Raw genomic sequence first — 13,230 nt, 5'->3', positions numbered from 1 at the left:
TTCCTCTCATCCCCTTATGCTTGTTTTTTAAAGTCCAGTGGCGAATACCCGGTATATTTTTTAAAACTTACGCTAAAATATTGCGGATTGTTATAGCCTACCATTTCGGCCACTTCATAAGCCTTGAGATTTTGTTGTCGAAGAAGCTCCATGGCTTTCTTCATTCTCGTTTCTAGAACGAATTCCGAAAAGTTGATGTTCTTGTCTTGCTTAAATAGAATGCTTAAATAGGTCGGACTAATATGAACCTCTTTGGCAACATCCTGCAGGGAAAGTCCCTCCTGATGGAAGTTTTCTTCTATATATCTCATAGCCTTATCAACAGTCGCATTCTTCTGGCTCTCTCGCTGTTGTTTAACAAAGGATAACAAACTGGACGTCGTTTCTTCTAACTTCGCCACAATTTCCTGTGCCGTTTGCAGCTCATGAATTTCATGGTAATGGGTACCTAGATCCTCACGGTGATCCTCCACCCAATCCTTAGCCCACTCCTCTGCCTCGCGGAACAGCAGGACAACCAGTTGCAGGGCCATGAGTCGAACGTGATGCAGGGACTTTTTCTCCTCACGCCATTGCTCATGCATATTCAACAGGAGATCCTTCACTTCCTGAGCCAAGCCAAGCTTGACTTTCAAGACCAGCTCATTCTCCAACCCTTTGCTTTTATTCGCAGTTGGATTAGGAGCCAAACCCGTATCCTCGATGGAAAACACTTGATCCTTTCCAATCAAATGGCGAAATTCAATCGCCGAGCGAGCCTCTTCGTAAGATAATGCAACCTCCGATATGTCACCATACATTCGTCCAAGAGCGATTGTCACCGTTGTCTTCAGATAAAGACTGACGTTCTCCCGAATATGTTCGGCGAAACGATAGAAACCCTGACGTGCTTCATCTACTTCTTCATCATTAGTGTACAGCACGATAAGCTCATCGCTTTCAGAATCATACACTAACCCGTGATTTTCTTTATGCAGGATTTCTTCAACAATATTAAATACGCAGTACTTAAGCATTTCCTTTTCCATTATCTCGGCTTGCTTATATTCGTCGAGCTTAATTAAGCATGCAGCCATATGACGACCAGTCAGGTTGATGCCAAGAAACTCCATCTCCTTCTGCAAGTCTCCCTGCCGACCCTGCTGATAGAAGAGCCTTTTTAGAAATCGCTGGCGAAGAAAGGGCATACCTTCCTTAATTTGCTTTTCCGCTTTTCTCTCATTTTCCCATTCCATTGAAGCGAGCTTTACCTTTTCGATGAGCACTTCTCGGTCTACCGGTTTGAGAAGATAGTCATAAGCTCTAAGTTTAATTGCTTCCTGCGCGAATTTAAAGTCATCGTAGCCCGTAAGCAGGATCACCTTGATTTCGGGATACTTTTCTTTGATAATCCGAGACATTTCCAACCCATCCATAAACGGCATCTTGATATCCGAAATGACGATGTGCGGCCGCTCCTCGGCAATCACCTCTAATCCTCTTTCCCCGTCAGGGGCTTCCCCCACCAGTTGGTAACCATAGTCTTCCCACGAAATACTTGATAGGCCTCGACGTATAATACGGTCATCGTCTACAATTACAAGCTTGTACATTTCATTCACCTATCCTTCCAACAGAGGAATTAAGACTTTGACTATCGTCCCTTTTCCTTCCTCGCTGTCAATTGTCAGTCCATACTTCTCTCCATAATGGAGCTGAATCCGTTCATGAACGCTCCGTACACCGAAGCCTAGTTTGGCTGGGTCCTTATCACTTAAGCCTTTTCGGATTTCCTCTAGTCGTTCCTTACTCATGCCTGCCCCGTTATCTTTGACCTCGAAGCAAATATCCTCGTCAAGGAGATACCCATTCACTTGAATATGTCCAATCCCTCTCGTTTGCTTCACTCCGTGATAAATAGCGTTTTCAATCAAGGGTTGCAGGGTTAACTTGATCATTTGTCCATGCAAGATTCTGGGTTCAACCTCGATGTCATAGGAGAAATCATCGCCGTAGCGCATTTCCTGAATGAACATGTAGTTGCTGATATGCTCAACTTCTTCTTGCACTCTGATAATCTCTTGCCCTCGACTGATTCCGATTCGGAAAAAGTTAGACAACGCGGTGACCATGGAGCTTGCTTCCTTGTTTAATCCCATGTCCGAAAGCCCTTTGATGGAATATAAGGTATTGTAAAGAAAGTGAGGATTAATCTGCGCTTGCATCACGGCAAGCTCCAATTGCCGTTTCGTCTCCTGCTCAGCGCGAATCTGATCCAGCAAACGATTGACTCGAACCACCAAATCCCGAACTCCCTTATACAATAGCCCGATTTCACTAGCTCCCACCACATCGAGCTTCACTTCCATATTGCCTTTTTCAAACCCCTTCATGCTGTTGACAAGGTAGGAAATGGGCCGGGTAATGTATCTGGCAATCATGCTGGCTAGAAACACAGCCACAATAATGAGTAGGACAGCCACGATCAAGGTCACGACTTTAATGTAATCAACACGCTTCAGAAGATCCTCTTCTGGGAACACGGCCGCTACCTTCCAACGATTGACGCTGAGCGTATCATAGATCACCAACATTTTTTTTCCATTCGGCTTTTGAAATTCAAAGCGTCCCTGGTCCTTGGTGATGCCCTGTAGATGTTTCAGCACCTCATCATTAAGCTGGTACTCCTCATCTACTTGTTTAAAGCTCATTACGCCCTCTTGGTTCACTAAAACTAAGTATCCGTTTTCTCCGATGAGTGAGTCGTTGAATACGTTGCGAAAAAAGTCTCGATTGATATGAAACAAGAGGACCCCATTCGCCTTTGCCTGTTCTTTTCCAATCAGCTTGAATACGCTAACCACTTCACTTTCCTCGCGCGAGCTGATAAAGATGTCATCTTGGTGAAGATTCTGCCAATAGAAATCTTCCTGTCCCCCCTGGAATCGTTCGCGATAATCAGGATAGGAAAAACGCACCTTAGCCCACTGATCATCGCTGCGAAAAAGCACGAACTTACCATCATGGAGATGAATTAATGCGGATTCTATGATCGGATTGAAAGAAGCGATCCGGCTTAAGTGGGTGTCCATTCTTATATAATCCGAAGGACCAATATCCGATGGATGCCTGGCTATGACAGACAGTGTATCCGGATGATTTGACAGCGCTACCAGCTGTTCGAAAACATCGCGCAATTGGTTATCCAAATAGCTCTTCGTTTGAAAGACAGTATCATTAATACTCTTAAAAGCATTTTCCTGCAATTGGCTGGATGCCAAAAAGTAAGAGACAAACCCTGTTACCAAGATACAGATCACAATAATCGGCAGAAACAAGGTCAAAATCGTAGATTTAAACGATGAAAAAAAAACTCTCGTAATAAACGGTTTCAAAATGCACCTCAGTTTGATCTCCAAGAATAGAATTTATGTATTTCTATTTTATCGTATTTTTTTTATTTGGGAATAGTGAATATATTGAATTTGTAAAACAAATAAAACCAGCTAGAAAAAAACCGCTTCAAACGGAAACGGTTTAATTGGCAGGAAAAAGCCCTTATGGAACTTGAAAGCAATGATGTTATCCGCAATTCTTTGAGCCAGATTTAGGTAGGCTTTTTTACCGATTGCGCGATACAGCTCGATCAAGGCATAAATTCCAATAGGATCCGAACAAGCCGACCATTCATTTAGCCGTGGCTCTTCGCCCGGAGCTTCACCGATATCCCCCAACTCCCAATTGTTTCCTACGCTTCGGGCAATTTCCCATAGCTGTATATTCCTTGATAATCGATATCCTTTGGCATACGACCACATCCATAAGAGATTCGCCCGCTCCGAAGGCAAGGCTTCTCCTTGCTTTCCGTAGTATCCGCTTTTTTCCATGATGAGCCCGGTTAATCGTGTACCATCTGTCAGGATCGGATGAATCGTATTATCTTCTTTATCAAAGTGGAGAGTATCCATTCCATTCCCTCTGAAAGCCATTTGACGGGTTCATAGGTGGTTACGTTTAGCCCATCAACAAATAAGGGGGTTGACGATTCTCCATACTGGTCTTTTCCATAGCGGAGCACATGATCAGCAAACTCTTTTACGGTGTGAATATACTTTTCGAATTCCTCCATGCTTGACCTCAAAAAAAAGAATGTTATGAATTTACTTATATTAGATTAGACAAATATTGTCTATAATCAATAAAATCGGATTGTATTCCAGTAAGGAGAGTAAGAGGAAATGATTATGCAGGTTTCCCCAAGCATCAAAATAATCCATGAAATACAGCGCTATTATCCATGGATAGACCTCTTATAAAGCCTTAATCTATAGGCACAACCTTTTTTCTAAGGAGGAGGAAGCGCTTGGGCTCACGATCATTATTCGCTGAATATGTCCGTTTGCATAAAGGAAAGTATCTCTTTGGAGCTGCCTTATTGTCCATATCTTGCTTACTGCAGCTTGTTATTCCTCGTTTACTGGAAAAGTTTACGAATGGAGTACAATCCCTAACGATCACCTTTTTTGACACCTTTCAGCTTGCTTTATGGATTACAGCCATCGGATTCGGAGTGGCTTTCTTTCGTTCTACCAGCCGAATTTATATTTTCCGCTTATCACGGCAGCTCGAAAGGAACATTCGGGATCGGCTATTTCAGCAATGGGAGAAGATGCCCCCAGAATATTACAAGCGGCAACGCATCGGGGATCTGATGTCTCATGCGATTAACGATGTGAACGTGACTCGCGATGTGGCCATGCAAGGCGTTTTTATGACCGTGGAAGCCGTGATCTTGATCACCGTTACGGTAATTGCAATGTCTACAACCATTCACGCCTCCCTTACCCTGCTCGTTATGCTGCCTCTGCCCGCTCTATCCTACATGGCCTATAAATTTCGATTCCAGATTCAAGAACGCTCCTTAAGAGTCCAAGAGGCTATCGGCCTATTGGCCAGCCGAGTTCAGGAGTTTTGCGCCGGCATCAGAGTAGTCAAAGCCTACGTGCAGGAACAGGATCAGATGAAGAAATTTATGGAAGATAATCAAAATAACGTCATGGCAAACCGCAATCTCATTCGCTCGAACTCTTTATTCACTTCCATCAGCCAAGGCATTGTAGGGCTAAGCTACCTGATCTCGGTTTTATTTGGAGGAATTCTAACCATGAGAGGAACCATTACGCTGGGGGAATTCGTTGCTTTTAATACATACCTATCTTTCCTGGTCTCTCCGGTAGAAAACCTCGGGAAAGTGATCAATACTTTGCAAAGAGGAAGAGCTGCGGATCTTCGATTACGGGAAATTTTAGCTCTGAAGCCCGCAGTCCAGGACGATGTTGAAGTATTGCCCATTACCTCCCTTAACGGGAGCATTCAAGTCTCTCATTTAAGCTTCACCTATCCGGGGGACCACTCCCCTACGCTTAGAGACATTAATCTTAGCATTCCACAGGGGAGCAGCATCGCGATCGTCGGAAAGGTTGGCAGCGGGAAAACCACTCTCGTGAACTTGCTGATGAGAATGTATAATCCGCCGAAGGGAACGATCTTCATTGACGGGCTAGAAATCTCACAGATCCCTCTCCGTGTTCTAAGGGAATCCATTGGTTTCGTTCCCCAAGAAAACTTTTTATTTTCTACAACGATTGCTGAAAATATCGCTTTTGACCCCAAGAGCTATCAGCAAAGCCACATTGAGGAAGCAGCTAAACTGGCCCAAGTTTACGAGAATATCGTTCATTTTCCCAAGAAGTTTGACACCCCATTAGGCGAACGGGGAACCTCCTTGTCGGGTGGTCAGCGTCAAAGAGTGAGTATTGCTAGAGCGGTGATTAAGGATCCGCCCATTCTCATTTTCGATGACAGTCTTTCTGCTGTCGATGCCCAAACCGAAGAGCAAATTTTAGAGGGACTTAGGAAGGTAAAACAGGGAAGAACGACCATCATGGTTAGCCACCGGATATCAACTATCATGGATTGCAATCAGATCATTGTCATGGATAACGGAAGAATCATTGAACAGGGAAACCATTATTCTCTTCTCCAGCAAGAAGGGATTTATGCCCAGATGTACAAAATCCAGCAAGCAGGCTTTGATCTTGAGCACGAGGGCAGATGGAGTGAAGGAGGACACTCTCTATGAAAGATGGGCAGTTATGGAGGCAGATGCTTCGGTTTGCAAAGCCCTATCGACGAACCATTTTGATTGCTATTTTTATGGCTGGCTTAATCGTCCTTGCAGCCCTGGCGCGCCCCTATATTATCAAAATAGCCATAGATGATCGCATCAATGGAATCCAATCCCCTATGGCTGCAGGTTCCGTGGAAGAGCTGAAAGAAAAGGGCCTGGAACCGATCATCCAATGGAATCATGCAGCTTACGCACGAGTAAAACACAACACGGACATTGGTGGCCTTTCTCCTGCTCAAATTATTCGTTTAGAAGACCAGCATTACATGGTTTCGGGATGGATAGGAAGTGGAAACGAACCAGCTCTCCTTCATGAAGGTCAGCAACTCCTTCTTGTATCCCAAGACCTGCGGTACCCTGCAACGAAGCTAAGCGAATCGGACCTCGAGCTCTTCAGGCAACAGGACTATACAGGGTTGGTTTACCTGGGAATCTTCTTTCTTCTTACCGTAGTTGGGGCTTCGCTATTGGAGTATTTTCAGACGAATATGCTTCAGTATTCAGGGCAGCGAATTATATTTGATATTCGGGAAAAAGTGTTTCGCCATTTGACGCAGATGCACATTGGCTTCTTTGACCGAAATCCGGTCGGGCGGATTGTAACAAGGGTATCCCATGATGTTGAAGCGCTGAACCAGCTTTATTCCCAAGTGATTGTCAATTTGGTAAAAGAGATTTGTATTCTTATTGGAATTGTCATCATTATGCTACAGTTAAGCTTTAAACTTACCCTGATCTGCTTTACCGTGATTCCCTTGCTCGTCGTAAGCACCCTTTATTATAAGAAGGTTACACGCGAGGCCCAGCGTTATATTCGAGCGGTACTCTCCCGCTTAAATTCCTACCTCGCCGAGAACCTTTCCGGGATGCAAACGATCCAAATGTTTACGCGGGAATTCAAGCAGTGGGAAAAATTTCGAGATCTTAATGAGGAGCACTACCGTGCGGGGATGCGAACGACAGTCATCAATTCCATCTTTAATCCCCTGATTGGTTTTCTCGGCAACCTTGCCCTTGCTCTTATCATCTGGTATGGTGGGAAATCCGTTTTAGGCGGGGAAATTACGTTTGGGATCGTTTATGCCTTCACTCACTATTCCCGTGAATTCTTTCAACCCCTAATGAACCTAGCTGACCGATTTAATCAAATCCAAACAGCACTGGCTTCTTCCGAGAGGATCTTTGAGGTATTAGAAGAGAAGCCGAAAATTCTAAATAAATCCGAAACGATTCCTCTTCCCGAGAAAGTCCAAGGGGCCATCCAATTTGATCGAGTTTGGTTCGCTTATGATGAGGATAATTGGGTGCTGAAGGATCTGAGTTTTCATATCGAGCCTGGAGAAACCGTAGCCTTTGTCGGGGCCACGGGAGCGGGCAAAAGTTCCATCATTCAGCTTATTAATCGCTTCTATGATATTCAAAAAGGAAGTATTCAGATTGATGGAATTGATATCCGTGACATGGCCATGGAGGACTTAAGAAAGCATATCGGCATTATCCAGCAGGACACCTTCATGTTTCGGGGAGATGTAGACTTTAATATCCGGCTGGATCAAAACGGACTTCCCACCCGTGATATTCGTCATGCGGCTAAAGCGTTGCAAGCCGATGAATTTATTCAAAAGCTGCCTAATCAATATCAGACGCCCCTTGGCGAACAAGGCTTAACTTTATCCTCCGGTCAGCAACAGCTGCTATCCTTTTTAAGAGCCTTCGTCACGGAGCCTGATATCTTGATCCTCGATGAAGCCACGGCGCATATTGATACGGAAACCGAACAAAAAGTTCAGAGGGCAATCCGCCAAGTGTCAAACGGCAGAACCACTTTAATCGTCGCCCATCGCTTATCCACGATTCAACATGCGGATAAAATTATCGTTCTGCATCAAGGGCGCATTCGAGAAATGGGAACGCATCATCAATTAATGAAGAAAAAAGGGTTTTATTCCCGGTTGTATTCGATCCAAAATAGAGGCCTGGGCTCAGCCTCTAGGAAAACCTTATGAAGGGTGGTCGCTTTTGACCACCCCTTTCCATTTATCCTGTACGAGCTAAGTAGCCGGTCTCATTTTGTTTAGCTTTACAAATTCTGTCGGGGAAACACCTTCGATTTTCTTGAACACCCGGCTGAAATAAAACTCATCTTGGTAGCCTACACTTTCCGCGACCGCCTTCAAACGATAATCAGATAATATGAGCAATTCTTTTGCACGATCAACTCTCAGATGTGTCAAATATTCCATGGGCGTATAGCCCATATATTTTTTAAACTGTCGTGAGTAGTGACTTAAGCTTAGGCCCGCGATATTGGCCAGATTCTCCAGAGCGACGGCTTCCTGATAGTGGTTCACCATGTAATCTATCGTCCGATCAAGCATCATATTAGTGTCGCCTTCCATCTTTTGAACCCGTAGATCCTGCATAATGAGTAGCAGAAGCTCTTGGAAAAAGATCTTGCGTTTCATTTGAATGATGGACCCTCTTCTCTTCCAGTAATAATCCAATTGCTCAACCACCTTAATAATCGGCAATGGGTTCTGGAGCGAATACATCCCTCGTAAGGGAAACTGGAGACTTTTGGAGGATAGCAGCTGCCAGTCCTCTTTATCTTGATGTGCTTCTGCGAAAGAAAACCTCAAAAAATAATATTCTAAGGGATTTTCCGGGTTTGATACCCTCTCGCAGACCATACCTGGAGTAAAAAAGAAAAGCTTCCCCTGCTCGACAGGATAGTGGACTCCATCAATCGTAAATTCCCCTCGCCCTTTGACAACAAGCCATAATGAATGAAAGGGATGCTCTCTGGGAGATTGGTACCAAGTCGCATCACATTTCTTATGGCCTACCAACAACAAAGAAAACACCAATCGATTCAGCCTTTTTACCAGCTCTCCGATATCTGTCATGGTCCTTAAGCCCCCTCACCCTAGCTCTATTAATCTTAAGCTTAAAGGGTTATAGACATTCCATCTATAATCAAAATGACAGATCATTATAAAAATCTGGCATGCTTGTCCAATAAAAATACTTTTTGTAAATACTTGGCGGCTGGGTCTGCATGTCTTAGAATGAGAGAAAAGGAAAACGGAGGAACTTCATGCAAATATCAAAGTTTATCACACCGGAAATCATCTTTGGCAGCGGTTCCATCAGTCAAGTGGGAGAAAGCCTCTGTCGTTTAGGTGCAGAGAAAGTATTTATTGTCAGTGATAAAGGCATCGCCGAACAACGCTGGGTGCAGGAAGCCATAAGGTATGTGGAACAGAGCGGCCTTGACTATCATCTATGGCTTGGCAGCACTCCAAACCCCAAAGACTATGAAATCGACAGAGGGTTAGTAGAATATAAAGATAGCCACTGCAATGCCGTATTGGGCATCGGTGGAGGCAGTGCCCTAGACGCGGCAAAAGCGGTAGCCCTGCTCTCGACCAATGGAGGAGCTATTCACGATTATGAGGGCGTGGATAAAATCTCACGGCCGCTTCCCCCTATTGTGGTTCTTCCCACCACAGCGGGATCAGGCTCGGAAGTTTCACAATTCTCGATCATAACAGATTCTACTCGCAAGCTTAAAATGACCATTGTGTCCAAATCTCTCATCCCTGACATTGCCATTGTCGATCCCGAAACGCTGATGAGCAAAGATAGCCGCCTAACCGCCAACACGGGAATGGACGCCTTAACCCATGCAATCGAATCCTACATCTCCCTTGCTGCAACACCATTGACTGAAGGCTATTCCCTCCATGCCATAAAGCTGATCTCCCAGTATTTACGACCCTCTACAGCCAGCCGATATAACAAAGAAGCCAAAGAGGCTATGGCTATGGCGAGCCTGCAAGCTGGGATAGCGTTCTCCAACGCGATTCTTGGCGCTGTACACGCCATGTCCCATCAGCTGGGCGGTTTTCTGGATACACCCCACGGCGAGGCCAATGCGATCTTGCTACCTTATGTTATGGAGTACAACGCGATTGCTTGTCCGCATAAGTACAAGCAAATGGCAGAAGCATTTGGAATCTCCACCGAAGGGATGAGCTTAAGCCAAGCTGCTCACAGCGCGGTTCAAGCGGTCAAAGAAATCTCAAGGGATCTAGAGATCCCGGAATCCTTATCGATCCTCGGGCTACAAGTGGATCAAATCGAGGCCCTTAGCCGAAATGCCATACAGGATGCTTGCATGATTACCAACCCACGCGATCTAACGGAAAAAGAGGTCGGTATCCTCTTCAAGCAGGCTCTCCGCGGAGGGTCTCATGGATAAGAAGCTCGAGATGCTTGAGAAACTAACAGGAATTCAATCTTCGAGAAAAAACTATTACGTTGAACTCACCCATTTGGTTCATGAGATGCAGCGAAAAAATAAGCAGCTAGAAGTATTAAATCAACTGACACGGATTCATGTAAATATGTCTTGGGAAGAGGTTACGGAATATATAGCAGTCCAGTTAATCCCTGTTATTAGCTTTAAGCTGCTCGTCTTGACTTTAGTCGATCGTTCTTCTTTATCTTTTTATATCGCCCCTATGGAAATGCCAGGCGGAACCACATGGTCAATGCATCGGTCCTGGAACATGGACGATAAGCTGTCTGTCAAACGCTTAAATCAACTTCTAGAACGAGAATTTCCTGACTACGATAGGGCCTCAGTGTTGTTACGTAGCCATTCCGATAAGGCCATTGGATTTCTCACCATGCTTAGCCACCATTCCTATCCAAAAGAGGAAGGGCAGTTTTTTAGAAGTGTGGCAGATTATGCCGGCGTGGCCATCGAAAATATTCTGCTTTATAAGGATGTTTGTGAAAAAGTAAAAATAGAAGCCCAGCTTATCCAATCTGCGAAACTGGCTGCAATCGGAGAAATGGCAGCAGGGGTTGCCCATGAGCTGAACAGTCCGCTGACAGCTATCCTCGGAAACACCCAACTGCTACTTAGGGAAACGGTAAACGAAAGGTCGAGCCGGATGCTACAGGATGTCTATCAGTGCGGTGTTCGCAGCAAAAGAATTATCCAAAATCTTCTCACCTTCAGCAGACAGGATGAGTACCGCTTTGAAGAAATTGATGTAGACCGCCTCATTGACGATGTCTGCAGCCTGATTGGCTATCAGCTAAAGGTATCCGGGGTAATGGTTGAGATTAGTAAGAACCCGAAACTCCCTCCCCTTAAAGGGAGCCGACAGCAAATTGAGCAAGTCCTGATTAATTTGCTCTTGAATGCCCGGGATGCCTTACAAGACAAGGAGAATGCTTTAATCCAAATAATAACGGACGTATTGTTTATGGAAGGGAAGAGCTATATTACGCTCACGGTACATGACAATGGCTCAGGCATTAAGGAAGAAGATATGGGCAAGATCTTTCATCCCTTCTTCACCACGAAGGAAAATCTTAAGGGAACCGGATTAGGACTGTCCGTCAGTTTGGGGATTATTGAATCCCACCATGGACAAATCAAGGTAGAGAGCAAAGAACAAGAATATACCCAATTTACGATCATGCTCCCCATATCAAGCGAGGAGATTAAACAATGACAGAAACAAGACATGTACTTGTGATTGATGACGAAGTGGAAGTCACTTCTTTTTTCACCTATCTGCTGGAAGGAAAAAACTGCGAAGTTCGGATTGCCAACAGCGGTAGAGAGGTTCAAGCCATTCTCTCGGATCCTGCTACCCTCTTTCATCTAGCCTTGGTAGATTTGAAGCTTCCAGACGCCAACGGCTTGGAGCTTCTAACCTTACTCAAGGAAAGATATCCAGCCTGTGAGGTCATCATCATGACCGGCTACAGTACCATTCAGTCGGCGATCACCGCTATTCAAAACGGTGCAAAAGACTATTTGGAAAAGCCGTTTGATGATCTAGAGGCACTCGAAAATGTTTTAAACCCGATCCTGGACTCATTCACCACACACGATCCACAAGACTTATCCTATCATGCGCTGCAATATGGAATCACTTACTCTACTTCTAGCCCCTTGGCGAATCTGATGTCTATCGCTTATAAACTAGCAAAAAAGAACATCAATGTTCTCATCCAAGGGGAAACAGGTACGGGAAAAGAATTGATGGCTCGTTTTATCCACGGGACCAGCATGCGTTCACAGGGTCCCTTTATCGGCATTAATTGTGGAGCTATCCCTGATTCTTTGATGGAAAGTGAACTGTTTGGCCATGAAAAAGGCGCTTTTACCCATGCCGTGAAAACACGCAAGGGATTTTTTGAGCTCGCTCATCAAGGAACCCTCTTCCTTGATGAAATCGGGGAGTCTCCTTTCCCTATCCAAGTCAAACTGCTTCGGGCGATGGAAACCGGGGAGTTCATGCGCGTAGGCAGCGAGACACCCATTACTAGCAATATTCGGTTTATCGCTGCAACTAATCGCAATCTAGAAGAAGAAGTAGAAAAGCATCGGTTCAGGTCTGATCTGTTGTATCGATTAGAGGGGGTCAAGCTTCATCTCCCCCCTCTCCGTGAACGGGCAGAAGATATACCCCTTATTTGTCGCCATTACCTGGAAAAAAAATATGAGGGCAGAATCGAAATCGACTCAAGCGCCCTACACGTGTTAAAAACGTATGCTTGGCCAGGGAATATCCGTCAGTTAATCAATATCCTAAACCAGACCATTGCCATCCATGACTGTAAGACCATACGGTCCGACTTTCTTCCAACCATGCTTTGGGAAAAGGAAAACTCTTCACCAAATATCCCCTCCGTTTTGTTAGAGGATGGGATCAACGGTGAAATCGATCAGTTCATTGAGAACTTTGTACAACGTCTGCCTTCCATTGATGAACTAGACTATCAAGAGGTCATGAAAAAGATTAAAAAAATTGAAATCGAAGTAGGCCGCAAGATTATACAAAAGGGGCTTTTGGAGACCAACGGAAATCGAAAGCTGTTATCCCAAAAGTTAAATTTGACGAATCGCGTGATTCGTTATGTTCTTAGTGAGAAAAATTGACAAAAAAACGGCACAGCGGACGATTTTTCGTTCAGATTTGCCGTTTTTTTGTCATTCTCCTGTGAATTTAGTAAGTTTACCCTTTGTTTGA

The 13,230-nt window shown here is 44.6% G+C and carries 9 protein-coding genes; 5 read left to right on the top strand and 4 right to left on the bottom strand.

Features of this window, described 5'->3' with window-relative positions:
• Window positions 1-14: 14 nt before the first annotated feature.
• The 3 genes from EIZ58_RS04130 to EIZ58_RS04120 all read right to left on the bottom strand — a co-directional run bounded on the left by EIZ58_RS04130 (window position 15) and on the right by EIZ58_RS04120 (window position 3,947).
• The gene (locus EIZ58_RS04130) at window positions 15-1,592 is read right to left on the bottom strand and encodes a response regulator transcription factor (RefSeq protein ID WP_134699234.1); all 1,578 of its coding nucleotides are present in this window, start codon (window positions 1,590-1,592) and stop codon (window positions 15-17) included.
• 9 nt (window positions 1,593-1,601) lie between these two features.
• Window positions 1,602-3,374 carry a sensor histidine kinase gene (locus EIZ58_RS04125; protein WP_134699233.1) on the bottom strand — a complete coding sequence of 591 codons (1,773 nt, stop codon included), beginning with the start codon at window positions 3,372-3,374 and terminating at the stop codon, window positions 1,602-1,604.
• Between the two features lie 111 nt (window positions 3,375-3,485).
• Entirely contained in the window at window positions 3,486-3,947 is a 462-nt protein-coding gene (locus tag EIZ58_RS04120) for a hypothetical protein (RefSeq protein WP_167577480.1), read from the bottom strand.
• Window positions 3,948-4,342: 395 nt separating this feature from the next.
• On the opposite strand from EIZ58_RS04120, the gene EIZ58_RS04115 reads away from it, so the two are divergent.
• Window positions 4,343-6,121 carry an ABC transporter ATP-binding protein gene (locus tag EIZ58_RS04115; RefSeq protein ID WP_134699231.1) on the top strand — a complete coding sequence of 593 codons (1,779 nt, stop codon included), beginning with the start codon at window positions 4,343-4,345 and terminating at the stop codon, window positions 6,119-6,121.
• Window positions 6,118-8,175: an ABC transporter ATP-binding protein gene (locus tag EIZ58_RS04110; protein WP_134699230.1), complete on the top strand. Its 2,058-nt coding sequence runs from the start codon at window positions 6,118-6,120 to the stop codon at window positions 8,173-8,175. The genes EIZ58_RS04115 and EIZ58_RS04110 overlap by 4 nt, the downstream gene beginning before the upstream one ends.
• Before the next feature lie 45 nt (window positions 8,176-8,220).
• Here the strand turns inward: EIZ58_RS04110 and EIZ58_RS04105 are convergent, their stop codons facing one another.
• Window positions 8,221-9,075, bottom strand: coding sequence for an AraC family transcriptional regulator (locus EIZ58_RS04105; protein WP_134699229.1), 855 nt, complete (start codon window positions 9,073-9,075; stop codon window positions 8,221-8,223).
• A gap of 191 nt (window positions 9,076-9,266) precedes the next feature.
• Between EIZ58_RS04105 and EIZ58_RS04100 the strand changes: the two genes are divergently transcribed.
• The 3 genes from EIZ58_RS04100 to EIZ58_RS04090 are packed head-to-tail and all read left to right on the top strand — an operon-like array spanning window position 9,267 to window position 13,139.
• Complete coding sequence (locus EIZ58_RS04100) at window positions 9,267-10,433, top strand: iron-containing alcohol dehydrogenase (protein ID WP_134699228.1); 1,167 nt, start codon at window positions 9,267-9,269, stop codon at window positions 10,431-10,433.
• Window positions 10,426-11,703, top strand: coding sequence for a sensor histidine kinase (locus EIZ58_RS04095; protein ID WP_134699227.1), 1,278 nt, complete (start codon window positions 10,426-10,428; stop codon window positions 11,701-11,703). Before EIZ58_RS04100 ends, EIZ58_RS04095 begins: the two co-directional genes overlap by 8 nt.
• On the top strand, window positions 11,700-13,139 hold the full coding sequence (locus EIZ58_RS04090) for a sigma-54-dependent transcriptional regulator (RefSeq protein WP_134699226.1): 1,440 nt from the start codon (window positions 11,700-11,702) through the stop codon (window positions 13,137-13,139). The genes EIZ58_RS04095 and EIZ58_RS04090 overlap by 4 nt, the downstream gene beginning before the upstream one ends.
• The last annotated feature ends 91 nt before the right edge of the window (window positions 13,140-13,230 follow it).

Source organism: Ammoniphilus sp. YIM 78166 (genome assembly GCF_004522215.1).
In the GTDB taxonomy this organism is placed as follows: domain Bacteria; phylum Bacillota; class Bacilli; order Aneurinibacillales; family RAOX-1; genus YIM-78166.
Note: the sequence above shows the minus strand (reverse complement) of the source record. Positions and strands in the feature narration are given on the sequence as shown.

Excerpts from the sequence above, each read along its gene's own strand:
- EIZ58_RS04100 (WP_134699228.1), top strand. The coding sequence starts at position 9,267 with ATGCAAATATCAAAGTTTATCACACCGGAAATCATCTTTGGCAGCGGT.
- EIZ58_RS04090 (WP_134699226.1), top strand. The coding sequence starts at position 11,700 with ATGACAGAAACAAGACATGTACTTGTGATTGATGACGAAGTGGAAGTC.
- EIZ58_RS04095 (WP_134699227.1), top strand. The coding sequence starts at position 10,426 with ATGGATAAGAAGCTCGAGATGCTTGAGAAACTAACAGGAATTCAATCT.
- EIZ58_RS04110 (WP_134699230.1), top strand. The coding sequence starts at position 6,118 with ATGAAAGATGGGCAGTTATGGAGGCAGATGCTTCGGTTTGCAAAGCCC.
- EIZ58_RS04105 (WP_134699229.1), bottom strand. The coding sequence starts at position 9,075 with ATGACAGATATCGGAGAGCTGGTAAAAAGGCTGAATCGATTGGTGTTT.
- EIZ58_RS04120 (WP_167577480.1), bottom strand. The coding sequence starts at position 3,947 with ATGGATACTCTCCACTTTGATAAAGAAGATAATACGATTCATCCGATC.
- EIZ58_RS04130 (WP_134699234.1), bottom strand. The coding sequence starts at position 1,592 with ATGTACAAGCTTGTAATTGTAGACGATGACCGTATTATACGTCGAGGC.